This is a genomic window from Hydrogenophaga sp. UC242_53 (genome assembly GCF_042696965.1).
Classification (GTDB): domain Bacteria; phylum Pseudomonadota; class Gammaproteobacteria; order Burkholderiales; family Burkholderiaceae_C; genus Hydrogenophaga.
On sequence record NZ_CP170552.1, the window covers coordinates 5,122,399 to 5,149,230 of the forward strand.

Annotated in this window: 24 protein-coding genes and 5 pseudogenes; 18 read left to right on the forward strand and 11 right to left on the reverse strand. The window is 70.6% G+C overall.

Annotation, left to right across the window (positions count from 1 at the left end; all coding sequences use genetic code 11):
* The first annotated feature begins 2 nt into the window (after nucleotides 1-2).
* The 16 genes and pseudogenes from ACFJI0_RS25810 to ACFJI0_RS25885 all read left to right on the forward strand — a co-directional run bounded on the left by ACFJI0_RS25810 (nucleotide 3) and on the right by ACFJI0_RS25885 (nucleotide 14,272).
* Nucleotides 3-1,268 (forward strand): beta-ketoacyl-[acyl-carrier-protein] synthase family protein, encoded by a 1,266-nt coding sequence (locus tag ACFJI0_RS25810; RefSeq protein WP_382322863.1) that lies wholly within the window; start codon nucleotides 3-5, stop codon nucleotides 1,266-1,268.
* Nucleotides 1,269-1,293: 25 nt separating this feature from the next.
* Nucleotides 1,294-1,578 carry a phosphopantetheine-binding protein gene (locus ACFJI0_RS25815; RefSeq protein WP_291114403.1) on the forward strand — a complete coding sequence of 95 codons (285 nt, stop codon included), beginning with the start codon at nucleotides 1,294-1,296 and terminating at the stop codon, nucleotides 1,576-1,578.
* A gap of 1 nt (nucleotide 1,579) precedes the next feature.
* On the forward strand, nucleotides 1,580-2,242 hold the full coding sequence (locus tag ACFJI0_RS25820) for a hypothetical protein (RefSeq protein WP_382322864.1): 663 nt from the start codon (nucleotides 1,580-1,582) through the stop codon (nucleotides 2,240-2,242).
* Nucleotides 2,239-3,591: an AMP-binding protein gene (locus ACFJI0_RS25825; protein WP_382322865.1), complete on the forward strand. Its 1,353-nt coding sequence runs from the start codon at nucleotides 2,239-2,241 to the stop codon at nucleotides 3,589-3,591. The genes ACFJI0_RS25820 and ACFJI0_RS25825 overlap by 4 nt, the downstream gene beginning before the upstream one ends.
* The gene (locus tag ACFJI0_RS25830) at nucleotides 3,578-3,886 is read left to right on the forward strand and encodes a hypothetical protein (RefSeq protein WP_382322866.1); all 309 of its coding nucleotides are present in this window, start codon (nucleotides 3,578-3,580) and stop codon (nucleotides 3,884-3,886) included. Before ACFJI0_RS25825 ends, ACFJI0_RS25830 begins: the two co-directional genes overlap by 14 nt.
* Complete coding sequence (locus tag ACFJI0_RS25835) at nucleotides 3,883-4,788, forward strand: acyl-CoA synthetase (RefSeq protein ID WP_382322867.1); 906 nt, start codon at nucleotides 3,883-3,885, stop codon at nucleotides 4,786-4,788. Before ACFJI0_RS25830 ends, ACFJI0_RS25835 begins: the two co-directional genes overlap by 4 nt.
* Nucleotides 4,785-5,348 carry a LolA-related protein gene (locus ACFJI0_RS25840; RefSeq protein WP_382322868.1) on the forward strand — a complete coding sequence of 188 codons (564 nt, stop codon included), beginning with the start codon at nucleotides 4,785-4,787 and terminating at the stop codon, nucleotides 5,346-5,348. The genes ACFJI0_RS25835 and ACFJI0_RS25840 overlap by 4 nt, the downstream gene beginning before the upstream one ends.
* Complete coding sequence (locus ACFJI0_RS25845) at nucleotides 5,345-7,687, forward strand: MMPL family transporter (protein WP_382322869.1); 2,343 nt, start codon at nucleotides 5,345-5,347, stop codon at nucleotides 7,685-7,687. The genes ACFJI0_RS25840 and ACFJI0_RS25845 overlap by 4 nt, the downstream gene beginning before the upstream one ends.
* Before the next feature lie 69 nt (nucleotides 7,688-7,756).
* A complete protein-coding gene (locus ACFJI0_RS25850) occupies nucleotides 7,757-8,323 on the forward strand; it encodes an alpha/beta fold hydrolase (protein WP_382322870.1) in 567 nt (188 codons plus the stop codon).
* Nucleotides 8,324-8,536: 213 nt separating this feature from the next.
* Nucleotides 8,537-9,133 (forward strand): polysaccharide deacetylase family protein, encoded by a 597-nt coding sequence (locus ACFJI0_RS25855; protein WP_382322871.1) that lies wholly within the window; start codon nucleotides 8,537-8,539, stop codon nucleotides 9,131-9,133.
* Nucleotides 9,130-9,852 carry a methyltransferase domain-containing protein gene (locus tag ACFJI0_RS25860; RefSeq protein ID WP_382322872.1) on the forward strand — a complete coding sequence of 241 codons (723 nt, stop codon included), beginning with the start codon at nucleotides 9,130-9,132 and terminating at the stop codon, nucleotides 9,850-9,852. Before ACFJI0_RS25855 ends, ACFJI0_RS25860 begins: the two co-directional genes overlap by 4 nt.
* Nucleotides 9,853-9,914: 62 nt before the next feature.
* Complete coding sequence (locus ACFJI0_RS25865) at nucleotides 9,915-11,111, forward strand: beta-ketoacyl-[acyl-carrier-protein] synthase family protein (protein WP_382322873.1); 1,197 nt, start codon at nucleotides 9,915-9,917, stop codon at nucleotides 11,109-11,111.
* Nucleotides 11,108-11,903 (forward strand): annotated as a pseudogene (locus tag ACFJI0_RS25870) (beta-ketoacyl synthase chain length factor). The gene ACFJI0_RS25865 and the pseudogene ACFJI0_RS25870 overlap by 4 nt, the downstream one beginning before the upstream one ends.
* Before the next feature lie 122 nt (nucleotides 11,904-12,025).
* Nucleotides 12,026-12,437 (forward strand): annotated as a pseudogene (locus ACFJI0_RS25875) (3-hydroxylacyl-ACP dehydratase).
* Nucleotides 12,434-13,152: pseudogene (fabG, locus tag ACFJI0_RS25880) on the forward strand (3-oxoacyl-ACP reductase FabG). The pseudogenes ACFJI0_RS25875 and fabG overlap by 4 nt, the downstream one beginning before the upstream one ends.
* Before the next feature lie 10 nt (nucleotides 13,153-13,162).
* Nucleotides 13,163-14,272, forward strand: a complete 1,110-nt coding sequence (locus ACFJI0_RS25885; RefSeq protein WP_382322874.1) for a phospholipase A — start codon at nucleotides 13,163-13,165, stop codon at nucleotides 14,270-14,272.
* An 8-nt stretch (nucleotides 14,273-14,280) separates the two neighbouring features.
* On the opposite strand, the gene ACFJI0_RS25890 is transcribed toward ACFJI0_RS25885, so the two are convergent.
* The 6 genes and pseudogenes from ACFJI0_RS25890 to ACFJI0_RS25915 form a co-directional block, all read right to left on the reverse strand.
* Nucleotides 14,281-15,486, reverse strand: a complete 1,206-nt coding sequence (locus tag ACFJI0_RS25890; protein WP_382322875.1) for a cation:proton antiporter — start codon at nucleotides 15,484-15,486, stop codon at nucleotides 14,281-14,283.
* Between the two features lie 13 nt (nucleotides 15,487-15,499).
* The gene (locus ACFJI0_RS25895; protein ID WP_382322876.1) at nucleotides 15,500-16,258 is read right to left on the reverse strand and encodes a glycosyltransferase family 2 protein; all 759 of its coding nucleotides are present in this window, start codon (nucleotides 16,256-16,258) and stop codon (nucleotides 15,500-15,502) included.
* Between the two features lie 3 nt (nucleotides 16,259-16,261).
* Nucleotides 16,262-17,059, reverse strand: a complete 798-nt coding sequence (locus tag ACFJI0_RS25900; protein WP_382322877.1) for a lysophospholipid acyltransferase family protein — start codon at nucleotides 17,057-17,059, stop codon at nucleotides 16,262-16,264.
* Nucleotides 17,056-17,934, reverse strand: coding sequence for a hypothetical protein (locus tag ACFJI0_RS25905; RefSeq protein WP_382322878.1), 879 nt, complete (start codon nucleotides 17,932-17,934; stop codon nucleotides 17,056-17,058). Before ACFJI0_RS25905 ends, ACFJI0_RS25900 begins: the two co-directional genes overlap by 4 nt.
* A 129-nt stretch (nucleotides 17,935-18,063) precedes the next feature.
* Complete coding sequence (locus ACFJI0_RS25910; RefSeq protein WP_382325914.1) at nucleotides 18,064-18,576, reverse strand: NAD(P)/FAD-dependent oxidoreductase; 513 nt, start codon at nucleotides 18,574-18,576, stop codon at nucleotides 18,064-18,066.
* A 133-nt stretch (nucleotides 18,577-18,709) separates the two neighbouring features.
* Nucleotides 18,710-19,402: pseudogene (locus tag ACFJI0_RS25915) on the reverse strand (NAD(P)/FAD-dependent oxidoreductase); the annotation flags it as partial.
* A gap of 155 nt (nucleotides 19,403-19,557) precedes the next feature.
* Between ACFJI0_RS25915 and ACFJI0_RS25920 the strand changes: the two are divergent.
* Complete coding sequence (locus ACFJI0_RS25920; protein WP_382322879.1) at nucleotides 19,558-20,001, forward strand: hypothetical protein; 444 nt, start codon at nucleotides 19,558-19,560, stop codon at nucleotides 19,999-20,001.
* A 191-nt stretch (nucleotides 20,002-20,192) separates the two neighbouring features.
* Complete coding sequence (locus ACFJI0_RS25925) at nucleotides 20,193-21,674, forward strand: rhodanese-like domain-containing protein (RefSeq protein ID WP_382322880.1); 1,482 nt, start codon at nucleotides 20,193-20,195, stop codon at nucleotides 21,672-21,674.
* Between the two features lie 10 nt (nucleotides 21,675-21,684).
* Here the strand turns inward: ACFJI0_RS25925 and ACFJI0_RS25930 are convergent, their stop codons facing one another.
* The 5 genes and pseudogenes from ACFJI0_RS25930 to ACFJI0_RS25950 all read right to left on the reverse strand — a co-directional run bounded on the left by ACFJI0_RS25930 (nucleotide 21,685) and on the right by ACFJI0_RS25950 (nucleotide 26,742).
* A complete protein-coding gene (locus ACFJI0_RS25930) occupies nucleotides 21,685-22,512 on the reverse strand; it encodes an ABC transporter permease (RefSeq protein WP_382322881.1) in 828 nt (275 codons plus the stop codon).
* A gap of 4 nt (nucleotides 22,513-22,516) precedes the next feature.
* A complete protein-coding gene (locus ACFJI0_RS25935; RefSeq protein WP_382322882.1) occupies nucleotides 22,517-23,332 on the reverse strand; it encodes an ABC transporter ATP-binding protein in 816 nt (271 codons plus the stop codon).
* 1 nt (nucleotide 23,333) lies between these two features.
* Nucleotides 23,334-24,359 carry an ABC transporter substrate-binding protein gene (locus ACFJI0_RS25940; RefSeq protein WP_382322883.1) on the reverse strand — a complete coding sequence of 342 codons (1,026 nt, stop codon included), beginning with the start codon at nucleotides 24,357-24,359 and terminating at the stop codon, nucleotides 23,334-23,336.
* A gap of 106 nt (nucleotides 24,360-24,465) precedes the next feature.
* Nucleotides 24,466-25,230, reverse strand: coding sequence for a class II glutamine amidotransferase (locus tag ACFJI0_RS25945; protein WP_291117293.1), 765 nt, complete (start codon nucleotides 25,228-25,230; stop codon nucleotides 24,466-24,468).
* 5 nt (nucleotides 25,231-25,235) lie between these two features.
* A pseudogene (locus ACFJI0_RS25950) lies at nucleotides 25,236-26,742 on the reverse strand (DHA2 family efflux MFS transporter permease subunit).
* Nucleotides 26,743-26,832: the final 90 nt, after the last annotated feature.

A 26,832-nucleotide genomic window follows, 5' to 3' on the forward strand; every position in this document is an offset into this window, starting at 1 on the left:
ACATGCGCCCCCACCGCGTCGCGATCACCGGCATCGGGGTGATCAGCCCCTACGGCGGTGATGCCCGGGATTTCTTCGAACGCCTGCTGGCCGGGGAATCCGCCGTGCGCCACCTGCGGGTGACGCAGGACCTGCCGCGCCCGCTGTCCCACCCGTTCGTGGGCTGCGCCGGCTTCGACCCCGAGGCCGCGCTGGGCAAGCCGCTGGCGCTGATGATGGAGCGTTTCGCCCAGCTCGGCGTGGCCGCGGCCTTCCAGGCCTGGGAGCAGGCCGGCCTGCCGCGCCAGGCCACGGACACCGAGGGCGCCGAGCGCGAGGCCTGGGGCTGCATCTGGGGCACCGCCCTGGGCGGCCTGGAGGCGCACGAGCGCGGTGGCCGCGATCTGTGGATCCGGGGGCGCGAGCGCGTCTCGCCGCTGTCGGTGGTGCAGGGCATGAACAACGCGGTCAACGCCCACATCTCCATCCAGCTCGGCCTGGGCGGCGTGAGCACCAGCCACACGGCGGCCTGCGCGTCCTCCAGCATCGCCATCGGCGAGGCCTTCCGGCGCGTGCGCAGCGGTGAGGCCACGGTGATGGTCACCGGTGGCTCCGACGTCTGCCAGTCCTACAGCGTGTTGCGCGCCTGGGACGCCATGCGCGTGATGGCACCCGGCGACGCCGACACCGCGCCCGCCGCCTGCCGCCCGTTCGCGGCCGACCGCGCCGGCCTCGTGCTCGGCGAAGGCGGGGCGGCGCTGGTGCTGGAGGCCTGGGACCACGCGGTCGCCCGCGGCGCGACCATCCATGGTGAAATCGTGGGCTATGGCACCAGTTGCGATCACAGCCACCTGGTCCGCCCGCACCGGCAGGGCCAGGTGCGCGCCCTGCGCGCCGCGCTGGCCGACGCCGGCCTGGCGCCGGCCGAGATCGGCTACGTCAACGCCCACGGCACGGCCACCCCCGAGGGCGACCCGGTGGAGGTCGCGGCCCTGTGCGAGGTGTTCGGCGACGGCGCCGCGGAGTTGCCCGTGAGCGCCACCAAATCCATGCACGGCCACCTGCTCGGCGCCGCCGGCGCGATCGAGGCCGTGCGCACCGTGCTGGCGCTGCGTGAGCAGGCCATCCCGCCCACCGCCCACCTGGCCGGTCGCATCGACCCCGCCTGCGAGGGCGTGGACCACGTGCTGCAAGGCCGCCGCCAGGTGCCGCTGCGCGCGGCGCTGTCCAATTCCTTTGCCTTCGGTGGCAGCAACGCCGTGCTGGCGTTCCGCGCGCCGCCCCTTTGAAGACCCCTTTTCCCGAGTGACCGTCATGACCCAACCCGTCTCCCCTGAAACCGTCGATGCCCTCTGGCCCGAGGTGGTCGCGCTGATCATCGAAGCCCTCAACATGGAGCTCGCGCCCGCCGAGGTGGATCCCGACGGCCCCTTGTATGGCGACGGCATGGGCCTGGACTCCATCGACATGCTGGAGATCTCGCTCGTCATTTCCAAACGCTATGGCTTCCAGATGCGTTCGGACAACGAGGACAACGAGAAGATCTTCGCTTCGCCGCGCGCCCTGGCCGCCCACATCGCCAGCCAGCGCACCCAGTGAGATGACCGCTTCCACGCTGCTGCGGGACCTCGGCGCGCTGCTCCTGATGGTGGCCTGGGTGATCGCGGCGCACGTGGGCAGCAACGGCTGGGGCAATGCCGACTTCAACGCCGCCGTGGCCGTGCTGCCCATCGCCGTGGCCGTGCTGATGGCGCTGTGGCGGCTGCCCCATTGGGCCGTGCGCGGGGCCGGCGTGCTGGCGCTGGGCGCCTTGCTGGCCTGGCTCTGGCCGCGGCTGCGCCACAACGTGGCCCTGCTGTACTACATCCAGCACCTGGGCATCCACATCGCGCTGGGCGTGCTGTTCGGCAAGTCGCTGATCGGCCCCGGCGACGCCCTCATCACCCGCATGGCGCGGCGCATCTTCGGGTCCGAGCTGTCCGAGCGCAAGCTGCGCTACACGCGCGGCGCCACGCTGGCCTGGACGATCTTCTTCTTCGCCAACGCGCTGGTCTCCACCGGGCTCTTCATCTGGGCGCCGCCAGCCATCTGGTCGATCCACGCCAACGTGCTGACCGGTCCGCTGATTGGCCTCATGTTCCTGGGTGAGCACCTCGTCCGCCTGCGGGTGCTGCCGCCGCACGAACGCCCGGGCCTGGCCGACATCCGGCGGGCCTACCAGCGCGAGTCGGCGCGCCGCAGCGCCGCGCCACCACCGCCATGAACGACACCCTGCCGTTGATCGGGGCCCACGGGCTCGACGATGTGTTCGCCTGGCGCGCGCAGGGCGCGGTGCGCGTGCGCGAGTTCCTGGCCGACGCGCACGCACTCGCCGCCCGCCTGCCCGAGGGCGGCTGGCTGCTCAACGTGTGCGAAGACCGCTACCACTTCGCGGTCGGTTTCGCCGCCGGACTGCTGGCGGGCAAGGTCAGCCTGCAGCCCTCGTCGCAGTCGCCCGAAACGCTGCAGCGCCTGGCGGCCGACTACCCCGGCGTGTCCTGGCTTGGCGACCGCCCCGGGGCGGTGCCCGACCTGCCCGGCCTGGTGTTCCCCGATCTTTCCGTGCAGCCCCGGCCCGAGATCCACGACATGCCCCGGCTGGACGCCGAGCGCGTGGTCGCCATCCTGTTCACCTCGGGCTCGACCGGCCTGCCCCAGCCGCACCGCAAGACCTGGGGGAAGCTGGTGCTCAACGGCCGCGCCGAGGCCACGGCCCTCGGCCTCATGCAACGGCCGCAATCCATCGTGGGCACCGTGCCCATCCAGCACAGCTACGGTTTCGAGTCGACCTTTCTGATCGCGCTGCACGGCGGCTGCCAGTTCGCGGCCGGCAAACCCTTCTACCCGCAGGACATCGTGGCCGCGCTGGACGCCGTGCCGCGCCCGCGCATGCTGGTGACCACGCCGTTCCACCTCTCCGCGCTGCTGGCCTCGGAACTGCCGCTGCCGCCCATGGACCTGGTGCTCTCGGCCACCGCGCCGCTCAGCCCCGATCTCGCGCGCCGCGCCGAAGAACGCTGCGGCGCGCCGGTGCACGAGATCTACGGCTCCACCGAATCCTCCGCGCTGGCCAGCCGCCGCACGCTCGACGGCGCGGCCTGGCGGCTCATGGAGGCCGTGCACCTGGAGCACGAGGGCGACACCACCTACGCCAGCGGCGGGCATGTCGAAGGCCGCGTGCCGCTGGCCGACATCATCGAGTCCGGCACCGAGGGCTGTTTCCTGCTGCACGGCCGCCACGCCGACCTGATCAACATCGCCGGCAAGCGCACCTCGCTGGCCTACCTGAACCACCAGATCGGCGCGCTGCCCGGCGTGGTGGACGCGGCCTTCTTCCTGCCCGATGAGCTCGGCGACGACGGCGTGACGCGCCTGACCGCCTTCGTGGTCGCGCCCACGCTGGACGCCCGCGCGCTCATGGCCGGCCTGCGCCAGCGGCTGGACGCGATCTTCCTGCCGCGCCCGCTGGTGTTCGTCGAGGCGCTGCCGCGCAACAGCACCGGCAAGCTGCCGCGCCAGGCCTTGCAGGCGCTCTACACCGAGAAAGTGGGCCCTGGCGATGGACGAGGCTGAGTTCCACTGGGCCGTGCCGCCCGACCACCCGGCCTTCGCCGGGCACTTCCCGGCGCGCCCCATCGTGCCGGGCGTGGCGCTGCTCGATCAGGCGATCGTGTTCGCGGGACAGATGCGCCAACGCCCGTGGCAGGGCGGGTGGCAGGTCGCGCAGGCCAAGTTCTTCGTGCCGGTCGGGCCGTCCCAGGTGCTGCGCTTCGCGCTGCAGACCACGCCGCGCGGCGCCATCGCCTTCAGCGTGAGCTGCGAAGGCCGCGAAGTGGCGGCGGGCAGCCTCGTGCCCCCGGCGCCATGAGGGGCGACACGCCACCCGAGTGGATGCGCCAGCGCGAACGCAGCCACCTTGGCGCGCTGCGCTTCATGGTCTGGCTCTCGCTCACGCTGGGCCGCCCCTTCGGCCGCCTGGTGCTGCGTTTCGTCACCCTGTACTTCGTGCTCTTCTCGCCCCGCGCGCGCCGCGCCGGCCGCGACTACCTGCGCCGCGCGCTCGGCCGTGCGCCCACCTGGCGCGACGGTTACCGGCACGTGTTCAGCTTCGCGAGCACCGTGCACGATCGCATCTACCTGCTCAATGACCGCTTTGATCTGTTCGACATCACGTTCGTGGGCGACGACGCGCTGCACGATATCTTGCAGCGCCAGCGCGGCGCCCTGCTGCTCGGCGCCCACCTGGGCAGCTTCGAGGTCCTGCGGGTGATGGCGCATGCCCGGGCCCACGTGCCCGTGGCGATGATGATGTACGAGGACAACGCGCAGAAGATCAACGCCATCCTCAACGCCATCAAACCGGGCGCCCAGCAGGACGTGGTGGCGCTCGGCCACCCCGATACCATGCTCAAGGCGCGCGACAAGCTCGACGACGGCCACCTGGTCGGCCTGCTGGCCGACCGTTCCCTCGCCAACGACAGCACGGCAGAATGCATGTTTCTGGGCGCGCCGGCGCGGTTCGCGGTCGGGCCCTGGCGCATGGCCGCCATGCTGCGCCGGCCGGTGTTCTTCATGGCCGGCCTGTACCTGGGCGACAACCGCTACGAACTGCGTTTCGAGCTGCTGGCCGATTTTTCCAACGTCGAGCGCGGCGAGCGCGACGCCGCCATCGCGCAGGCCATGCAGGCCTATGCCGACCGCCTGAGCGAACTCTGCCGCCGGGCGCCTTACAACTGGTTCAATTTTTACGATTTCTGGCAACGCACATGATCCGACGACTCTTCTGCGGCCTCGCGCTGCTGGGCTTCACCGCCCTGGCGCACGCCGCCCTCGATCTCGACCAGCTGATGGCCGAGCTCGCCCGCAACCCCGGCGGGCAGGCGAAGTTCGTCGAGAAGCGCCACCTCGCGCTGCTCGACAAACCCGTCATCGCCACCGGCGAGATGCGCTACACGCCGCCCGACCGGCTGGAGAAACGCACGCTCACGCCCCAGGTCGAGACCATGGTGCTCGACAAGGACACGCTCAGCGTGGAGCGCGACCGCCGCCGCATGACGATCCGCCTGAGCGCGCGCCCCGAAGTGGCCGCCTTCGTGGACAGCATCCGCAGCACGCTCGCGGGCGACCGCGCCGCGCTGGAGCGCCACTACAAGCTCTCGCTCAGCGGCAGCCTGGAGGCCTGGGTGCTCGTTCTGGTGCCCAACGACGAGCGCATCACCAGCCTGCTCAAAAGCATCACCGTCAAGGGCGTGCGCCAGCAGGTGCTGGGCATCGACTACCTGCAGGCCGACGGCGACCGCACCGAAATGACGATCGAGCCGACGCCATGACCCGAAGCGTGTGGCGTGCCCTGCTGATCTGGCTGGCGGCGATGGCCGTCGGCCTGGGCCTGTTGTGGAACACGCGTTTCTCGGCCGACGTCTCCTTCTTCCTGCCGTCCAAGCCCACGCCCGAGCAGTCGGTCATGGTGGACCAGCTGCGCGAGGGCGCGGTCTCGCGCCTGCTGATGCTGGCCATCGTCGGCGGCAGCGCCGACCAGCGCGCCGACGCCTCGCGCGCGCTGCGCGCCTCGCTCAAGGACGAGCCCAGCCTGGACACGGTGCAGAACGGCGAGGCGGAGGCGCTGGACGCCGCGCGCGATTTCCTGCTCGACCACCGTTACGTGCTCAGCGGCGCCGTCACGCCCGAGCGCTTCAGTGTGGAGGGCCTGCGCAGCGCGGTGAACCACAGCGTGGACCTGCTCAGCTCCTCGGCCGGCCTGCTGTTCAAGCCCTACCTGGCGCGCGACCCCACCGGCGAGCTGGTGGAACTGGTCTCGGGCCTGAACGCCGGCGTGCAGCCCAACGAGCAGGACGGCGTATGGGCCTCGCGCGACGGCGAACGCGCCATGCTGGTGGTGCAGACGCACGCGCTGGGCTCCGACACCGACGGCCAGGCCGCCGCCATCGACCTGATCCGCGAGCGCTTCGCGCAGGTCGTGCAGCAGCAGCCCGGCCTGCAGGCCCTGACGCTGGAGATGTCCGGCCCCGGCCTGTTCGCGGTGCGCGCGCGCGCCACCATCCAGGAAGAGGTCAGCCGCCTCTCGCTCATCAGCACGGCCATCCTCGCGGTGATGCTGGGCTTCGTCTACCGCCGTGGCCGCCTGATGTTGCTCACGCTGGTGCCGGTGCTCAGCGGCACCCTCGCGGCCATCGTGATGGTGGGCCTGGTGCACGGCACCGTGTTCGGCATCACCGTGGGCTTCGGCGCCGCGCTCATCGGCGAGGCGGTGGACTACGCCATCTACTACTTCGTGCAGTCGGGGCGGCAGGGCGTGGGGTCCTGGCGCGAGCAGTACTGGCCCACCATCCGCCTGGGCGTGCTCACCTCGGTGCTCGGTTTCGGCGCGCTGCTGTTCTCGGGTTTTCCGGGCCTGGCGCAGCTGGGCCTGTACGCCATCACCGGCGTGCTCACGGCCGCGCTGGTCACGCGCTACCTGCTGCCCCAGCTCGCGGGCCCGGGCGTGCACCTGCACGACGGCGCGCGCCAGGGCCGCCTGCTGCGCCCGCTGGTGGACCATGCCACCGTGCTGCGCTGGCCGTTGCTGGCGCTGGTGCTGGTCTCGTGCGTGTACCTGGTGCAGGAGCGCCACGATGTGTGGCAGTCCGACCTGTCCGCGCTGTCCACCGTGAGCCAGGCCGAAGGCGAACTCGATGCGCGGCTGCGCGGCGACTTGGGCGCGCCCGATGCGCGCTACATGGCCGTGATCACCGCGCCCGACCGCGAGAGCGCGCTGCAGGCCGCCGAGCGCGCGGGTGCCAAGCTGCGGCCGCTGGTCGAGCAAGGCCTCATCGGCGGTTTCGACACCCCGGCGCGTTTCCTGCCGAGCGAGGCCACGCAGGCCGCGCGCCGCGCCAGCCTGCCCACGCCCGACGAACTGCGCGAGCGGCTGCGCAGCGCGCTGGTGGACGCCCCGCTCTCGGCCGATCGCCTGCAGCCCTTCCTGGACGACGTGGCCGCCGCGCGCAGCGCACCGAACCTCACGCGCCAAGACCTCGAGGGCACGGGCCTGGGGCTGGCGGTGGACGCGCTGCTGATGCAACGCCCCAGCGGCTGGAGCGTGCTGCTGCCCCTGCGCCCCTCGGCCGAGGCCACGGGCGCGGACATCCCGGTGGCGGCCGTGCGCGAGGCGCTGGCCGGCAGCGGCGCGCTCTTCATCGACCTCAAGGGCGAATTCGACACGCTCTACGGCGAGTACATCGACGAGGCCATCGTGCTCTCGCTCGCGGGCTTTCTCGCCATCGTCGTGGCCATGGCCTTCGTGCAGCGCAGCGCGCTGCGGCTGGCCAGCGTGATGCTGCCGCTGGTGATGGCGGTGCTGGTCGTGATCGCCGGCCTGCACTTCTTCGGCGTGCGCCTGCACCTGCTGCACCTGGTGGGCATGCTGCTCACCGTGGCCGTGGGCTCCAACTACGCGCTGTTCTTCGACCGCCTCGCGCTCGGCGAGGTGCTGGACGACGAGACCCTGCTGTCCATCGGCGTGGCCAGCTTCACCACCGTCATCGGTTTCGGCGTGCTGGCCTGGTCGACGGTGCCGGTGCTGCACGCCATCGGCGTGACGGTGGGGCCGGGCGCGGTGCTGGCGCTGGTGCTGTCGGCGGCCTTCGCCGTCAGAAGGCCCGCGCCGTGAAGGCCTTGCGCACGGTCGGCACCTCGGGCGCTGCGCCGCAGCTGCTCGTGATGCTGCCCGGCGTCGGCGATGCGGCCCGAAGAGCTCTTCGAGGCCGGCTTCGCCGACGCCATCGAACGCCGGGGCCTGGCGCTGGACCTGCTGGCGGTGGACCTCAGCGGGCTCGGGCTCGACGCCGTCGACACCTGGGACGCCTTGCAGCACCAGGTGCTCACCCCGGCGCGCGAGCGCGGCGCGCGCGTGTGGCTGGGCGGCATCTCGCTCGGTGGCATGGTCGCCATGGCGCACCTGGCCGCGCGGCCCGGCGTGGCCGACGGCCTGTGCCTGCTCGCGCCCTACCCGGGCAGCCGCCCGAGCGTGAACGTGATCGAGCGCGCCGGGGGCATCGATCGCTGGCAGCCCAGCGCGCAGGACCTGCAGGATCCCGAGCTGCGCGTGTGGCAGTGGCTCCAGAACCCGCCGGCCGAGCTGCCGGTGTTCGTCGGCCACGGCACGGAAGACCGGTTCGCCGCGCGCATCGCGCAACTGGCCGAGCGCTTCCCGGCCGCCTCGCGCCACACCGTGCCGGGCGGGCACGACTGGTCGGCCTGGCGGCCGCTGTGGGCGCGTTTCCTCGATGCCGGGCACTTCCACTGACATCGCCAACGAAGCGCTGGAGCCCATCCCCTTTCCTGAGCGCGAGCGCCGCCGTGCACGGGGCGGCCGTGCTCGGCACGCTGGCCGTGCCGGCCGCCTGGCCCTGGGCGGTGGGCGCGCTGGTGGCGCAACCACGCGCTGCTGGCCGGTGCCGGCCTGTGGCCGAGCTCGCGCCTGCTCGGGCCCAACCTGATCCGCCTGCCCGAGGCCTCGGTGCGGCGGCGCGAGGTCGCGCTGACCATCGACGACGGGCCCGACCCCGAGGTGACGCCGCGCGTGCTCGACCTGCTCGACGCCGCGAACGCGAAAGCCAGTTTCTTCTGCATCGGCCGCATCGCCGAACGGCACCCCGCGCTGTGCCGCGAGATCGTGCGGCGCGGCCACCGCGTGGAGAACCACGGGTACGCGCACAGCAACGCGTTTTCGCTGTTCGGCCCGGGCGCCATGCGGCGCGACATCGTGCGCGCGCAGGCCACGCTGGCCGACCTCACGGGCGAGGCGCCGCGCTTCTTCCGCGCCACCGCCGGCCTGCGCAACCCCTTCCTCGACCCGGTGCTGCACGGCCTGGGCCTCACGCTCGCCACCTGGACGCGCCGCGCCTACGACACCCGCACCGGCGACCCCGAGCGCGTGTTCCAGCGCCTCTCGCAACACCTGGGCCCGGGCGACATCGTGCTGATGCACGACGGCCACTGTGCCCGCACCCCCGCCGGTGAACCCGTCATTCTCGTGGTGCTGCCGCGCCTGCTGCAGACCCTCGCCGAGCGCCAGCTTCCTCCCGTCACCCTGAACCAAACCCTTCCCCCATGAGCCGTCAATCCGTCCAGCTGCTGGTCAACGAAGCCAGCCAGACCTTCCGCCCCAGCGGGCGCTTCGCCTACCACTACGCGCGCGGCAAGCTCGGTTACGACAGCATCTTCCACGAGATGCTGCGCCGCGGCCTGCTGCCCGAAGGCGGCCACTACCTCGACCTCGGCTGCGGCCAGGGCAGCCTGTTCGCCTGGCTGCTGGCCGCGCGCCGGCTGCACGAGCAGGGCCGCTGGCCGGCGGGCTGGGCGACGCCGCCACAGCCCAGGAAGCTGCGCGGCATTGAGCTCATGCAGCGCGACGTGGACCGCGCCGCGCGCGCCTTCGGCCCGCAGCACCCGGTGGTGCGGGTGGAGCAGGGCGACATGAACGCGGTCGACTTCGGCCGGCCCGACGCCATCCTCATCCTCGACGCGCTGCACTACTTCAGCCACGAGCAGCAGCGCGAGGTGCTCGCGCGCATCCGCCAGGCGCTGCCGCCCGGGGGCGTGTTCCTCACCCGCATCGGCGACGCGGGCGCGGGCCTGACCTACCGCATCTGCAACGGCGTGGACCGGCTCGTCACCTACACGCGCGGGCACCGCCTGCCGCGCCTGTACTGCCGCACCCTGCAGGACTGGGTGGCCGAGCTGCGGCAGCTGGGCTTCGTGGTCGAGACCGAGCCCATGAGCGGGCGCAAGCCCTTCGCCAACGTGATGCTGGTCTGCCGGGTACCGCACTGAGCGCGGGCGGTTTTCCTGCCACCATCTGAGACAATGCCCGACCCCGTTTTTGCCCCCTGCCCGTGAAGCCCCTGCTGCTGTCCGCCTACACCGCCACCACCTGCCTGGGGGTGGGACTCGATGCCCACCGCGAGGCCGTGCGCCAAGGCCGCAGCGGGCTGCGGCCCTGCCATTTCGAAACCGTGGAACTGCCGACCTGGGTGGGTGAGATTCAGGGTGTGGACGCCCAGGCGCTGCCCGCCTCGCTGGCCGCCTACGACTGCCGCAACCACCGGCTGGCCTTGCTCGCGCTGCGCGCCGATGGTTTCGAAGACCGCGTGCGCGCCGCCGTGCAGCGCCATGGCGCGGGCCGCGTCGGCGTCTTCATGGGCACCAGCACCTCGGGCATCCTGGAGACCGAGCTCGCCTACCGCCAGCGCGACCCCGCCAGCGGCGCGCTGCCCGCCGCCTTCAGCTACGCCACCACGCACAACCCGTATTCGCTCAGCGAGTTCCTGCGCGAACACCTGGGCATCACCGGCCTGGCCATGACGATCTCCACCGCGTGTTCGTCCAGCGCCAAGGTGTTCGCCGCCGCCGCGCGCCAGATCGAGCTGGGCACGATCGACGCGGCCCTGGTCGGCGGCGTGGACTCGCTGTGCCTGACCACGTTGTACGGTTTCGCCTCGCTCGAACTCACCTCCGCCGAGCCCTGCCGACCCTACGATGCGGGGCGCGACGGCATTTCCATCGGTGAAGGCGCCGCCTACGCGCTGCTGGAGCGCGGCGCTGACGCCCCCGACGCGCAGGCCGTGTGGCTGCTGGGCGCGGGCGAATCCAGCGACGCGCACCACATGTCCGCGCCGCACCCCGAAGGCCTGGGCGCGAAGCTGGCCATGGAGGCCGCGCTGCGCTCGTCGTCCTTGAACGCGGGCGACATCCACTACATCAACCTGCACGGCACGGCCACGCCGGCCAACGACAGCGCCGAAGGCAAGGCCGTGGCCGCCGTGTTCGGTGACCGCGTGCCGTGTTCGTCCACCAAGGGCGCCACCGGCCACACCCTGGGCGCGGCCGGTGCGGTGGAAGCCGTGCTGTGCGCGCTCGCCCTGGTCGATGGCTATGTGCCCGGCAGCCCTGGCACGCGCGAGCGCGATCCCGCCATTCCGCTGCGCTACCAGCTGCAGGGCGAGCCCGCCGCGCTGCGCCACGCGCTCACCAACTCCTTCGGCTTCGGGGGCAGCAACTGCAGCCTGGTGTTCGGGAGGGTGCAGGCATGAACGCGCCCCTGACCGCCTGGATCACCGGCATCGGCCTGATCGCGCCGGGCCTGCCCGACTGGCCCAGTGCGCGCGCCGTGCTGCGCGGTGAGCAGGCCTGGGCGCCCGCGCCCTCGGTGCTGCCCACGCCCAGCCTGCTGCCGCCGGCCGAGCGCCGCCGCGCCAGCCGCGTGATCAAGCTCGCGCTGGGCATCGGCCTGGAAGCCGCGGCCGGTGCCGACGTGTCCACCCTGGCCGACGGTGTTCAGCGCTTCGGGCTCGGACGGCCACAACTGCCACGCGCTGTGCGAGCAGCTCGCCACCGACGACCGCCACATCTCGCCCACGCGCTTCCACAACTCGGTGCACAACGCGCCCGCCGGCTACTGGGGCATCGCCACGAAGTCGATGGCGCCGTGCCAGGTGCTGTGCGCCCACGACGGCAGCTTCGGCGCCGGCCTGATCGACGCGCTCGGCCAGGTGGTGCTGGACCGCCAGGCCACGCTGCTGCTGGCCTACGACAGCGAGTACCCCGAACCCCTGTTCGCCAAGCGGCCCGTGCCGGACTGCGCGGGCGTGTCCCTTCGGCTGGAGTGCGAGCCCTCGCCGCAGGCGCTGGCGCGCATCACCGTGCAGACCACCGAAGCGCCCGCGCGGCCCCTGGAGCAGGCCACGCTGGAACCCTTGCGCGCGACCATTCCCGCGCTGCGTTCGCTGCCGCTGCTGGAGCGCCTGGCGCAAGGCCGCAGCGGCGAGGTCTGCATCGACTACCTGCCCGGCCTGCGGCTCGCGGTCCGGATCGACCCCGCATGAGCGCAGCGCCGGGCCGTTCCCAAGCAAGCTCGCACCGCGGCCCGCAGGGCGAAGGTGCGCCAGTGAACCCGGCCACGCTGAACCACGAGGGCATCGCGGCCCGCATCCCGCACCAGGGCACCATGTGCCTGCTCGACGCCGTCACCGAGTGGTCGGCCGATCACGTGGTGTGCCGCGCCGTGGGCCACGCCGACCCGGCGCACCCGCTGCGCGCGCACGGCCGCCTGGGCGTGCGCAGATGGCATCGAGTACGCGGCCCAGGCCATGGCGGTGCACGGCGCGCTGGTGGCCGGCACCGAGGCCGCGCCGCGCCAGGGTTACCTCACCAGCGTGCGCGGCGTCAGCCTGCACGCCGAGCGGCTGGACGACCTGCCGGGCCCGCTGGACGTGCGCGCCGAGCGCCTCTCGGGCGATGCCTCCAACGTGCTCTACCGCTTCACCGTGGGCCACGCCGGCCGCTGCCTGCTCGAAGGGCGCGCGGCCGTGGTGCTCGACGCCGACTCCCTGAACCCCAACAAGGACCCGCAGCCATGAAACGAGCCCTCGTCACCGGCGGCAGCGGCGGCATTGGCGCGGCGATCTGCCAGCGCCTGGCACCGACGGCCACCACGTGATCGTGCACGCCAACCGCCAGCTCGACAAGGCCCAGGCCATCGCGTCGACCATCCGCGACAGTGGCGGCAGCGCCGAGGCCGTGGCCTTCGACGTGACCGACCGCGTCGCCACCGCCGCCGCGCTGGCCACGTTGACCGAGGCGGGTGCGATCCAGGTCCTGGTGAACAACGCCGGCATCCACGACGACGCCGTGTTCCCCGGCATGAGCGGCGAGCAGTGGGACCGCGTGCTCAATGTCTCGCTCAACGGCTTCTACAACGTGACGCAGCCGCTCACCATGCCCATGATCCGGAAACGCTGGGGCCGCATCGTGAGCATCTCGTCCATCGCCGGCCTCATGGGCAACCGGGGGCAGGTCAACTACGCGGCCGCCAAGGGCGCGCTGCACGCGGCGAGCAAGTCGCTCGCGCTCGAACTCGCCAGCCGGGGCATCACCGTCAATGCGGTGGCCCCGGGAATCATCGAGACCGACATGATCGAAGGCGCCTTCGACGCCGAGGCCATCAAACGCCTGGTGCCCATGCAGCGCGCGGGCCGCGCGGACGAGGTGGCCGAGCTGGTGGCGTTTCTGGTGTCCGACAAGGCGGCCTACGTGAGTGGGCAGGTGATCTCCATCAACGGTGCGATGTGCTGAGGGCCTGCCTGTGAAACCTGAAAACCTCTCCCCGTTCATCCTGCTGTGCGGCCTCGCGGCGGGCCTGCCCGCACAGGCGCAGACCGAGACGCCCCCCACGCTGGAGGCCTGCGCCGCCATCGGTGCCGCGGCCGATCGCCTGACCTGTTACGACAAGCTCGCCGGGCGCGCGCCGGCGCCTGTCGCCCCGGTGGCGCAGCAACCGTTCGGCGGCGAAGCGGCCACGGCGGACCCGACCCCCTCGCTGCTGTCGCAGTCGGGCGGGCAGCTGCCCCCGGCGGCCGCACCGGCGTCTTCCAGCAGCCTGCTGGCCAAGTTCTGGGAGCTGGACCCGGCCGACAAGCGCGGTGTGTTCAATTTCGTGGGTTACCACCCGAACTACGTGCTGCCCGTGCACGTCACCTCCCGCATCAACCGCTCGCCCCAGTCGCCGACGCAGGCGGCCGTGACCGCGCCCGACGATCGCCGGGAAGAGGCGAAATTCCAGCTGTCGCTGCGCACCAAGTTCCTGCAGAACGTGGGTTTTCCTGGCGCCGATCTGTGGGGCGCCTTCACCCTGCAGACGATGTGGCAGGTCTACAACCACGCCGACTCGCGGCCCTTTCGCAACACCGACTACCAGCCCGAGTTGATCTACGTGGTGCCCACCGCGCCGCAGTTCCGCGCCTTGCCGCTGGGTTGGCAATGGCGCTTCACCCAGCTGGGCCTGGCGCACCAGTCGAACGGGCAGTCCGACCCCTTGTCGCGCAGCTGGAACCGGGTCTACCTCGGTGCCGGCTTCGAGCGCGGCAACTGGACCTTCACGACGAAACTCAACAAGCGGCTGCGGGAACGCGAAGAGAACGACAACAACCCCGATCTCCTCGACTACCGGGGCAAGGCGGAGTTCAACCTCGGGTGGGCGAGCGGGGTGCACACCGCGTCGCTGGTGCACCGCAGCACGCTGCGCGGTGGCAACCGCGGGAGCACGTCGCTCGAATGGACCTACCCCGTGGTGCGCGACCAACCCAATGGGCTGCGCTGGTACGTGCAGCTGTTCAGTGGTTATGGCGAAACGCTGTCGGACTACAACTTCCGCCAGACCAGCCTGGGCGCGGGCGTGAGCTTCCTGCAGTTCTGAGCCGGCCGTCAGGGATGGCGCAGCGCGCTGGCGCCGCGCGCAGCGCTGCGCAGCTTGGGTTCCACGATGGGCACCGTGAGCATGGTGCTGGCCACCGCCATCAACAGCAGCGCGGTGAAGGTCTCGCTGGTGATCACCTGCTTGTCCAGCAGGATGTTGGCGAAGATGATCATGATCAGCGCCTTGGTCTGCAGCAGCCAGCCGATCAGGGAGGCCTCGCCCGGCGGCCACTTCAGCACGCGGCCGGCCAGGTGCACACCGATCAGCTTGCCACTGACCGAGGCCAGCAGCAGCAGGGCCGCCATGCCGAACACCGCCGCACCGCCCACGTCCCAGTTGGTGCGCAGGCCGGTGGAGAGGAAGAACACCGGCATGATCACCAGCAGCACGAGGTGGCGCAGCTGGTCCAGCTTGTCCTGGTCGAACCAGTCGGCGTCCATCACCACACCGGCCAGGAAGGCGCCCACCATGTAGTGCAGGCCCGACCAGTCGGCGCCGAAGGCGCAGACCGCGAGCCAGATCAGCGCGACGGCCCAGCGGTCGGCTTCGGCCAGGCGGCGCATCAGGTGGCGGAAGGCCCAGCTCAGCACGACGAAGGCGAGGATGAAGGCGCCCTGTTTGCCCACGCGCTGCCAGTCCATCAGGATCAGCGCGAGCACGCCCCAGATCGCGATGTCGTCCACGCTCGCGTAGCGCAGGATGCGCTGGCCCAGCGGCTGGCGCAGCAGCTGCGGCTTCTCCATCAGCAGGATCAGGATGGGCAGCGCGGTGACCGCGCAAGCCATGCCCACGCCGAGCACGAACTGCCAGGGCCGCGCGGACGCGCCCATCCAGCCCGGCATGCCCAGCATCACCAGCGCGGCCGCGCTGCCCAGCAGCAGCGGCGCGCCCAGGGCCAGACCGGCGGTGATGCCGCTCTCGCGCCGGTGTTTCCAGGCCTGGCGCAGGTCGAGTTCGATGCCCGCGATCATCACGAACAGCATCACGGCCCACCACGCGATGCCGTTGAGCGACTGGATCACCGCCGGGTTGAAGACGAAGGCGTGGTACTCGGGGAAGGCCTTGCCCAGCACGCCGGGGCCGAGCAGGATGCCGGTGACGATCTGCACCACCACCAGCGGCGCCCAGTAGTCGGTGCGCCCCAGCCGCCAGATCAGCCACGGCACGGTGAAGATGATCGCCATGGCGATCAGGAAGATCTCGGTGGTGTTCATGGCGGGGTGGTTGTCAGCCGGTCAGGCGCCGCCAGAGCAGCAGGGGCAGGCGCAGCACGAAGCCGGTGAACAGGCGCGTGTGCATGCCGCTGAGCAGCAGGTTGTCGCGCAGGTAGTTGAAATGTGAGACGCCACCCTCTTCGGGCGTGAAGTAGCGCACCGGGGCGTCGATGTTGATCGGCCGCACGCCGGCCCAGCTCAGGCGCACCACGGCCTCGGGGTCGAAGTCGAAGCGGCGCATGAAGCGCGTGCCGTGCATCACGCGCATCAGCGGCGCGATCGGGTAGACGCGAAACCCGTAGAGCGAATCGCCGATGCCGAAGCCCAGCGTTTCCAGGTTGGCCCAGCCGTTCGAGAGCTTGCGGCCCAGCACGCGCACCAGGGGCGCTTCGGGACCGAACACCGGCTTGCCCAGCACCATGGCCTCGGGCTCGGCCTGCGAGGCGGCCATGAAGTCGGGGATCAGGGTTTCGGGGTGCTGGCCGTCGGAGTCCATGGTCAGCGCGTGCGTGAAGCCCTGCTGCGCCGCGACCGTGATGCCGTGCAGCACGGCCGAGCCCTTGCCCTGGTTCTCGGGCAGCACCAGCACGCGCAGGCCGGGGTCGCTGGCGGCCTCTTCGGTCAGCCAGTCGGCCGAGCCGTCGGTGCTGCCATCGACCACCACCCACACGGGCGTCCATTGCGCGCGCGCGGCGCGCACCGTCGCCAATACCTTGCGGCCCGGGTTGTAGCTGGGAATGAGGACCAGGTGCGTGGTGCTGGAAACGGGCATGGATCAGGCGGCGGCGGACGACGCCATCGGTGGGGAAGAGGGGTCGAGCATGGCACGGAAATAGTCTTCCAGCTCCTGCGTGAAGGCGCCCGGGTTGCGTGGCGCCTCGAAACGCCGGCCCAGGCGGATGCGGCAGGTCAGCGGCAGCAGGGGGCGGCGCCAGATCGGCCAGCCCTTGCCCAGGTAGGGGCTGGAAAACTCCACGATCAGTGTCTGCACCGGCACCTCGGCGCGGGCGGCGATCAGCGCGGTGGAGCGCGAGAGCGGGTTGATCGGGTTCGCCGGGTAGCCGCGCGTGCGCGTGCCCTCGGGGAAGATCAGCACCTGCGCGCCCTGCTGCAGCTCGCGGCGGCAGTTCAGCACGGCGGTGAGCAGGTTGTCGTTGCGCACGTAGCGCGCCAGGCGCGCGCCCGCGCCGAGCAGCGGGTTGTCCATCAGGTCGGCCTTCATGAAGCAGACCGCGTTGGGCAGGCGCGAGGTGATCAGCACGGCGTCGAGCAGCGAGGGGTGGTTGGCCGCGATGACCATGGGCCCCTGGTCGCGCAGCGCATCGATCTCGGACAGGTCGAAGCGGCAGGCGCACAGCAGGCGCAGGATGCCGACGTACAGCCGAAAGCCGCGCATGATGGCCTGGCGGCCGAGCCAGCGGCCCAGCGGCCGGGGCAACACCGGGTACAGGGCCAGCGCCGGTGGCGTCCAGCTCAGGCACACCAGCGCCAGCGCGCTCAGGCCCACCACCATCGCGAGGTGCTCGTACACGCTCCACAGCAGCGAGGTCGGGCGGGTCGCCGCCGTGCTCATGGCGACCCCAGCGGGTGGATGGCCTGGCTCTCGATTTCCACCAGCAGGTCGGCGCGGCAGATGTCGGCCTGCACGCACACCAGCGAAGCGCCGCGCAGCAGCGGCTGCAGCGTGCGCTGCACGGTGTCCACGTCGGCGGCGTGGCGCACGTAGGCGCGGTGGCTCAGGCCGGTGAACGAAAACGGCCGGCCCGAGCGCGCCACGCGGTTGGCCTCCTGCAACAGGCACTCGATGTTGCGCACGGTCTCCTCGCACTGCGCGGCCACATCGCCGGGATGCACCGTGGCGTGCCCCACGATGCTGGCCGTGCCCGAGACGAACAGCGCCTCGCGCCCGCGCGGGTAGGCCAGCGCGGCGCGCGAAAAGGTGGGGGCGCGCGGCCCGTACTGCGAGGGGTAGCGCCAGGCACTCACCTGGCGCGGGTTCTCCAGCGGCACCACCGGCGAGCGGCCGGCCAGGAAGGCCACCGAGAGCGGGCCACCGGCCACGCCGATGGCGCAGGCCGCGGGCACCTGGCCACCGGTCTCGCGCTGCGCGTGCACGAAGGCTTCGTAGCGGCCGAGGTTGAACTGGCGATAACGCTCCAGCCCGTGCGACTCGCCGTTGATGTCGCTCATGTAGTTCCAGACCCGCCACAGGTGCGGCGTGCCCTGCGCGCGCAGCAGGCGGAACAGGCGCTCGTAGAGCACTCGGCTCGCCGTCTGCAGCGGCGAGCCGCCCTCGGCCGTGGGGGCCTGTTCGGTCTCATTCAGCTCGATCACGCCATAGAGCAGTTCAGCGTTTCGGCACCAGTGGATGCCCTCGTCGCGGCCTTGGCGCAGTGGGCCGTCCACGCGCCAGTGCTCGTGCACCGCTGGCGCGCCCGCGGGCAGCACGGGCGCGCGCAGGGGCTGGTGTCGGCCAGGCCATCGGGCCCAGGTCCTTCGGTTCCCCGATCGACATGCCGCCCAGCACCTCGCCGTCGGCGGGCGCGGCGAACACGCGGCTGATGGTGTGTTGCAAGCTCACGGCGTGCGGGCCAGGGCGGCTTCGTCCGCGGGCCGGATGTTGAAGCGGCGCTTGCGCCAGGCGTTGAACGCGCGGCGCGGCTGGGTGAGGTTGGCCAGCAGGTACAGGGTCTTGAAGGCCAGCATCGACCGCCCGATCGGCGCGCCGCCATACACGTCGCCCGCCAGCGTGGACAGCAGGGCTTCTTTCACGCGGAAGATGTTGCGTGGGCCCATGAAGAAGTCGCGCATGATGGGGTTGGTCACGCGGTAGATGAACCACGAGAACGCCTTCGGTCCGTGGCGGCTGTGGCGGTCGAAACGCCTGAGCGCCGCGCGCGCCTGCGCGGGCTGGCGCAGGCAGGTGTCGATCGTCTGCGCGCCCAGCTCGCCGCCGTTCATGGCCAGCCACACGCCCGAGGAGAACACCGGGTCGATGAAGGTGTAGGCGTCGCCCAGCATCAGGTAGTTGTCGCCGTGGTTGCGCTGCGCGGCATAGGAAAAATTGCCGGTGGCCTCCACCGGCGCCACCCGGTGCGCGTCCTTCAGGCGCTCGGCCAGGCCCGCGCAGGTGCGCAGCGTTGTCCATCAGGAACTGCTCCACGCTGCGGCCGGCGCGCGTCTTCATGTGGTACGGCCAGGTCACCATGCCCACGCTGGTGACGCCGCCCGTGAGCGGGATGAACCAGAACCAGCCGTGGTCGAACCAGAAGATGGTGATGTTGCCCTCGGCCTCGCCGGTGTTGCGGCGCGCGTTCGCGAAGTGGCCGTAGACCGCCGCGCTGTTGTGGTTCGGGTTGCGTTCCTTGATCTTGAAACGGGATGCAAGAAATGTGTCGCGGCCCGAGGCGTCCACCAGGAATTTCGCGTTCCACACGCTGGTGCGGCCGTCGTCGTGCTCGGCGTGCACGCGCACCGTGCGGTCGGGCAGGAACTCCACCGAGCGCGCCTTGCAGCCTTCGTGCACCTCCACGCCTTTTCGGGCGGCGTTGCGGAACAGGATCTCGTCGAACTCGGCGCGCTTGACCTGGTAGGCGTAAGGCATGGACTTGTCCCAGGCGTCGGCGAACTCGAAGGTCTGGGTGTGCGGATGGTGCGGCGAGACGAACTCGGCGCCCGGCTTGTGCTGCCCGATGGCGCGCACCTCGTCGGCCACACCCAGGCGCTCCAGCAGAGGCAGGTTGGCCGGCAGCAGGGATTCGCCGATGTGAAAGCGCGGGTGGTGCGCCTTCTCGAGCATCACGACGCGGTGGCCCTTGCTGGCCAGCAGGGGAGAGACGGTGGACCCGGCGGGCCCGCCACCGATCACGAGCACGTCACAGGTCTGGTGGTCGGCGCCTGGATGGTCTGGGTTCATGGCCGGGATGCTCAGGCAGTGGACAGTCCAAAATTGTACGGTGTCAAACGAAGGTGGTAGCGCCCGAAGCGGCTTTGGTTACAAGCGCTTGCGCTGAACTTTTCGGAGATGAGATTCACCCAGTCGAGGCTCTTCAGTTTTCTTGCAACGACCCCATGAACACCAGCTTCCCCTCGTCCAGTGTTTCCATTCCACTCGGTGGGACGTCCCTGCACGGGGTCACGGATTTGATGAAAGACACGCAATTCAGAGAATTCACGAAAGAGATGGTGAAGAACTACGAGGACGCCCAGGAAGAGCAGAAGATCCGGGAGGTGCCGGCAGAAGATGCCTTCGCTCAGGAAGTTGTCCGAAGCGCCAGCGCCCACCAGGCCCCCGTTCGCCTGAACCTCCTTGACCGCGGCGAGAAGAAGGACCAGGACGATCTCAACGGCAGCCATCAGAAATTCATCTCTCGCCAGGGCGTGCCCTTGGTGCAGGTGCATGCCGAGCCACAGCTGTCCCCGCCACCAAGGGTGCTTCGACCGGGCCTTCTTTCGCGCCTGAGCACGGGTTGCCTGAACTTCGTCCAGCGCTGCTTCGGGCGCCCGGCCGGCTGACCCGTCGCCCCTTCCCAATGCGGCCCACGGCCGCTTCGAGCGCCCGCCACAAGCCGCACAGCGTGGCATTTCTCGCACTTCATCGGAATGGATGGGCAGCGGGGCAATGAGCTTGTTACAAAATGCCGCATCGCCCTTGCCCGTGCGCGACGCCCATGGCGCGACAGGGCCATCGACCCGATCGGAGCACCATGCGACTGCACATTCCCTTGGCCGCCGTTCTTGTTGCCGCGCTGTTCAGCGCTGGGCCTGCCGCCGCCCAATCGCGCGGCGATCGGCTGACCACGGCGGAGCAGCAGTGCCAGCCCGGGCGCGAAGCGCGCGCCGCGGTCGCCAAGGGCACACCGGTTCCCGAAGGCGCCATGCCGCTGCAGGTGCCCGGCGCGGTCACCATCTCACCGCGCGAGGCCCACTGCATGATCGAGCAGATGGGGCTCGGGCTGGCCGTGGTCGCGGCCATGCGGACGCAGGACAAGATCCCGGGCACCCTGGTCGAAATGCCCCAGGTGGCCGGTGATTCGGACGAGATCCGTCAGGCGTACGCCAAAGCCTTTCAGCGGTTCACCGGGGGCGAGAAGGACACGCCCATGCTTTTCTACTGCCACCATGACCGCTGCCAGCTGTCGGTGTTCGCCGTGCAGCGGGCCGTGGAGGCCGGCTACCGCAAGCTCTACTGGTTGCGCGAGGGCAACAGCGGGTGGGTGAATGCCGGGTTGCCGCTCGAGCGCGATCTGGCGGCCAAGGCGTCGGCCGAGAAAGCCCAGGAGGCCACGCGGTATGCCCAGGTGGGTGTGCGCACCTGCGGCTTCGACGTCACCGACCAGGATTTCGTGGCGATCGCGCTGAAGTCGCCCACGGACCTGCTGCTGACCGCCAACCTGCGTTCGGCAGCCCAGCAGAGCAGAAACGTGCGCACGGAATGCCTCAAGGGCGTGCGCGAGCAAGTGGCGAAACTCGACACGCAAAGCCCCGCGCTGGCCGAGATCGACGCCCTGGTCGCCCGCACGCCGGAGGAGGTCGACCGGGCCTACAAGGCCGCCCGAAGCCGCGTCGAGGCCTCGCCATCGGTCCACCTCAAGGCGCCGTTGGACCAGATGTTCCTGCCTGCCTTGAAGATGGCCCTGGACGAGGCGCGCGCGTCGAGATCGGCGCGTCAGATGTGCGGGTCCTTCGATCGCCCCATGCCCTCGAACCAGGCCCAATGGAACGCCGCCAAGACGGGACTCGAAGAATACCGGACCTGTCTGGATCGCCTGGAGAGCCGGGCCGAGAGCGCGTTCACGCAGGCGGCCATGGGACACACCAGCGGCGGCGACTTCAATGCCGACGAGGCCGTCGCCCTGGTGACCGGGTCGGCGCGTTACCGCTGCTCCGTGCACGCCGCCTCGGGCTGCCTGCCGGACGCCAGCTGGGACCGCGTGGCCGTGGTCGCCACGCCCGCGAACATCGCCGCCTTCGAGAAAGCCCGCAGCGACCGGCGCAACCGGTCCAGCGACATCGACACCCTGCGCGCCGAGGCCAACAACTGGGTGGATCGCTTCAATGCCCACCTCGAGCAGCAGGAGGCGTCGCGTGCCCGCTCCAGCAGCGCCGGTGGCTACAACCCGGCACCATCGAACAGCGCCCCGCCGGTGCGCCGCTCGTACAGCACCTCGGCCCCCGGGATGAAATAGACCCCCGGCCTCAGAGCTTCTCGGTCTCGCCGCTGCGCGGCTGCCATTTCATGAGCCGCTTCTCGATGCGGCCCACGGCCGCGTCGAGCGCCAGCGCGAACAGCGTGAGCACGACGATGCCGGCCATCACGGTGTTGATGTCGAAGCTGCCCTCGGCCTGCAAGATCAGGTAGCCCACGCCCTGGCTCGACCCCAGGTACTCACCCACCACCGCGCCCACGAAGGCCAGGCCCACCGAGGTGTGCAGCGAGCTGAACACCCAGCTCGTGGCGCTGGGCAGGTACACGTGGCGCAGCAGCTGCTTCTGGCTCGCGCCCAGCATGCGCGCATTGGCCAGGATCACCGGGCTGACCTCCTTCACGCCCTGGTAGACGTTGAAAAACACGATGAAGAACACCAGCGTCACGCCCAGCGCCACCTTGCTGGCGATGCCCAGCCCGAACCACACCGCGAAGATGGGCGCGAGGATGATGCGCGGCATGGAGTTCATGGCCTTGATGTAGGGCTCCAGGATGGCCGAGGCCATGGGCGAGAGCGCCAGCCACAGGCCGCCGGCCAGGCCGCCGATGGCGCCGATGGCGAAGGCCAGCACGGTCTCGGTGAGCGTCACGCCCAGGTGCTGGTAGATGTCGGCGTCGCGCACGAACCAGGTCCAGATGCGCTCGGCCACGCGCAGCGGCTCACCGAAGAAGAAGGCGGCCTGGCGGTCGTTGTCGAACATGAAGGGCGGCACCAGCCCGGGCGTGGTCATCAGGTACCAGAACACGATGAGCGCCACCAGCAGCGCCCCTTGCCACAGGCGCAGCGTGGAGGGCTGCGGTTTGATGTGCTTCCACATGGGTTCAGGCCGCCTTGAGTTGTTGCTGGTAGCCCTTGAGCACTTCCTCGCGCATCACGGCCCAGATGGCGGCGTGCAGCTCGACGAAGCGGGCGCTGGTCTTGATCTCGGCCACGTCGCGCGGGCGCGGGATGTCGATGGCGAACTCGCCGATCGGGTGGCTGGCCGGGCCGGCGCTGAGCACCACCACACGGTCGCTCATGGCGATCGCCTCGTCCAGGTCGTGCGTGATGAAGAGCACCGCCTTCTTCTTCGCGGCCCAGAGGTCGAGCACCTCGTTCTCCATCAGCTGGCGGGTCTGGATGTCGAGCGCGGAGAAGGGCTCGTCCATCAGGATGATGTCGGGGTCGAGCACCAGCGTCTGGGCGAGGCTGGCGCGCTTGCGCATGCCGCCGCTCATCTGGTGCGGGTAGCGGTTACCGAAACCGCCCAGGCCCACGCGGCGCAGCCAGTCCTCGGCCTGGGCGCGCGCCTCGACCTCGGCCACGCCACGGAACGACAGGCCCGCCATCACATTGCCCAAGGCGGTGCGCCAGGGCATCAGGCTCTCGGTCTGGAACATGTAGCCGGCGCGCGTGTTGATGCCCTGCAGCGCTTGCCCGAACACCCGCACGCTGCCGGTGCTGGGCGCGAGCAGGCCGGCCGCGACGTTGAGCAGCGTGCTCTTGCCACAGCCCGTGGGGCCCACCACGCTCACGAACTCGCCCGCGCCCACGGTCAGGGTGACGTTCTGCACCGCCGTGTAGCGCTGGCCGGGGTCGTCCTTGCTGATGAAGGTGCAGGACACGCCCTGCAGGTCGATCGCGGCTGGACTCGTCACATCAACCCTTCGGGTATTTCGCGTTGGCCTTCTGCACGAAGCTGTTGGTGTAGACGGCGTTCAGGTCGAGCTTGGCCTTGGCCAGTTCGGCGTCCACGCTGGCCAGGGCGCGAAAGGCGGTGTCCGCGCCCTTGGCCGGGAAGCTGCCGTCGGGCGAGAGCGCGCCCTTGGCGGCCATGAAGGCGTCGATGTAGACCGCGCGGTCGCCCAGCAGGTAACTCTCGGGCACGGCCTTGATGATGTCGCCCGGGCCGGCGGCCTGGATCCACTTGTCGGCGCGCACGATGGCATTGGTGAGGGCCTGCGTGGTGTTGGGGTTCTTGTCCAGGAAGGGCTGGGGCGCGTAGAGGCAGGCCGCCGGCATGGGGCCGCCGAACACCTTGGCCGACTCGGCGACGATGCGCGTGTCGGAGATGATCCTGAGGTCGCCCGAGCGCTGCAGCAGGGTGATGACCGGGTCGAGGTTGCTGATGGCGTCGATCTGGCCCGCGCGCATCGCGGCCACCGCGCCGTTGCCCGCGCCCACGCCGACGATGCTCACGTCGCTGGGCTTGAGGCCGGCCTTGGCGAGCACGAAGTTGACCATCACGTTGGTCGAGCTGCCCGGCGCGGTCACGCCGATCTTCTTGCCCTTGAGGTCGGTGAGGGCCTGGTAGCCGCCCATGGTCTTGGGGTTGACGCCGAGCACGATCTGCGGTGCCAGGCCCTGCAGCGCGAAGGCGCGCATGGGCTGGCCCTTGAACTGCATGTTGACCGTGTGCTCGAAGGCGCCGGAGACCACGTCGGCGCTGCCACCCACCACCGCGGCCAGGGCGCGCGAGCCGCCCGCGAAGTCGACGATGGTCACGTCCAGCCCCTCGGCCTTGAAGTAGCCCAGCTGTTCGGCGATGGTCAGCGGCAGGTAGTACAGCAGGTTCTTGCCGCCCACGGCGATCGTGACCTTGGGTTTCTCCAGGCCCTGCGCGAATCCGAACGGGGGCAGGACCGCGGCGGCCAGGCCACCGGCCATCAGGTGTCGTCTTTGCATGGGTGTCTCCTTGGTTGCGAGCGCCGCCAGGGCTGCGCGAAATGCCCCTGGGGGTATGTTGGAAACACCATGGTAGCCCGGGGCCCGGCCCCGCGCATCCGGGAAATCACGGCAGGGGCAGGCCGTCCACGAACACCTTGAGCTCGTTGGGCTCGAAGGCGGTCCATTGTTCGTTGCTGGTCAGTGGCGTGGTCACGACCACGGCGGCGCGGTCGCCGGGGTGGTTGAGTTCGGCGAAGTTCACCGTCCAGTCCTGGTCCATCAGCGTGGCCTGGGCGAACGGGTGCTGGCGCACCAGCCAGTGCAGTTTGGTGCTGCAGTGGGCCCACAGGGCCTCGCCGTTGGAGAGCAGGAAGTTGAAGGTGCCGAACTGGCGCACCTGCGGCACCAGCTCGCGCAGCGTGAGGGTGAGTTCGCGCACGTCGGGCAGGCCGGCGTGCGACTTGGCGAGTTCCTGCATCAGCCAGCAGAAGGCGCGCTCGCTGTCGGTGGTGCCCACCGGGCGGAAGTGGCTGTGCAGCGTGGGCGCGTAGTCCTTCAGGTCGCCGTTGTGCGCGAACACCCACTGGCGGCCCCAGAGCTCGCGCACGAAGGGATGGGCGTTTTCCAGCGCCACGGCGCCGATGGTGGCCTTGCGCACGTGGGCGATGATGTTGCGGCTCTTGAGCGGGTACTGCTGCAGGAAGGCGGCCATCGGCGAGTCGGACGCGCTCTGGTGGTCCACGAACAGCCGCAGACCCTTGCCTTCGAAGAAGGCGATGCCCCAGCCATCGGCGTGGTGGTCGGTCTTGCCGCCGCGCTGGCAGAAACCGGTGAAGCTGAAGGCCGCGTCGGTCGGCGTGGCGCAGTTGAGTCCGAGCAGTTGGCACATGGTGTTTATTGTGACGCCTGGGCCTTGGGCGCCGCCTTGAGTCTCAGCGCGGCGGTCAGTGCCAGCGCACAGATGGCCGCGAGCATCAGAAAAGTTTCCTCGAACGCCGCCACGCGCGCCGGGGTGCGCACGCCGCCGGTGGTGAGCTGCGCGCCGTGCGCGGCCAGGCGCCATTCGAGCACGATGCCGCACAGGCTCACGCCGGCCGCGCCGCCGAGCATGCGCAGGAAGTTGATGACGCTCGCGCCCTGTGCGATGTCCACGCGCTCCAGCCCGCGCATGGCGCCGATGTTGAGCGAGGGCAGGATGAAGCCCAGGCCGATGCGGCCCACGATGGCCCAGGTGACCAGCAGCGGGATGATCTGCGCCGGGCGGCTGGGGTCGATGGTGGCGCATGAGGCCGAACGACGCGGAGAGCAGCACCAGGCCGATGCTCACCAGCCGGTGCGTGGGCTGCTCGTCGGCCAGGCGCCCCACCACCGCGATCGCCACCGCCAGCACCAGCCCGGCCGGCAGCAGGATGGTGCCGACGTGGGAGGCCGACAGGCCCAGGCCGCTCTGCATGTACACGGGCAGCAGGTAGGTGGAGCCGAACAGGGCGATGCCGTAGATGAAGGCCACGATGCTGCCCATCGCGAAGCGCCGGTCCTTGAACAGCGTGAGGTTCATGAGCGGGTCCGTGCCCTGGTCGGGCTGGTGCCGGCGCGCGCGCAGCGTGCGCCGCTCCAGCACCACGAAGGCCAGCAGCGCGAGGAACGCGCCACCCAGCAGCAGGGTGGCCGTGGTGGCGGTGCCGCCGTGCAGCTCGACCAGGCCGTTGAGCAGGCACAGCGTGCCCACGGCGGCCAGCAGCAGGCCGCGCCAGTCCAGCCCGCCGCCCTGCGGGTTGGCCGCGGCGCCGCCCGGCGAGGTGGTGGGCACGAAGCGGTGCGCGAGCCAGAGCGAGGCCAGGCAGAACGGCACCACCATGAAGAAGATCGAGCGCCAGCCGAAGCCGTCCACCAGCAGGCCGCCGATGCTGGGCCCGAGCGCGGGCGCGAGCACCACGCCCATGCCGAAGATGCCGCTGGCCCGGCCCTGCTCGTGCGGCTGGAAGGCGCGCAGGATGATGATGGCCGGGATCGGCTGCACCACGCCCGCGGCCAGGCCCTCGGCCACGCGCGCGGCCAGCACCACCGGGTAGTCGTTGGCGAAGCCGCCGGCCATGCCGCCCGCCATCAGCAGGCACATGCAGCCCACGTAGGTGCGCCGGTAGCCGTAGCGCGCCAGCAGCCAGGGGGTGGTGAGCATGGAGACCGTCATGGCCGCCATGAAGCCCGAGGTGACCCACTGCGCGCGCTCCTGGCCGAGCGTGAAGTGGTGGCTCATGTCGGGGATCGCCACGTTGATGATGGTGGACGACATGATGGCCGCCATGGTGCCGACCATCACCGAAAGCAGCAGCAGCCAGCGGTAACGCTCGCCGTACCGTTCGCGCAAAGCGGGCAGGGAGTGGTCGGGCGGTGGGCTCATGGGGTGGGTGCCGTGGTGACGGTCAAGCTTAGCGCCTTTGCGGGCCGGACCGCGAACGGGCGCGTGTCATCGGGCACCGTAGGGGGGTCG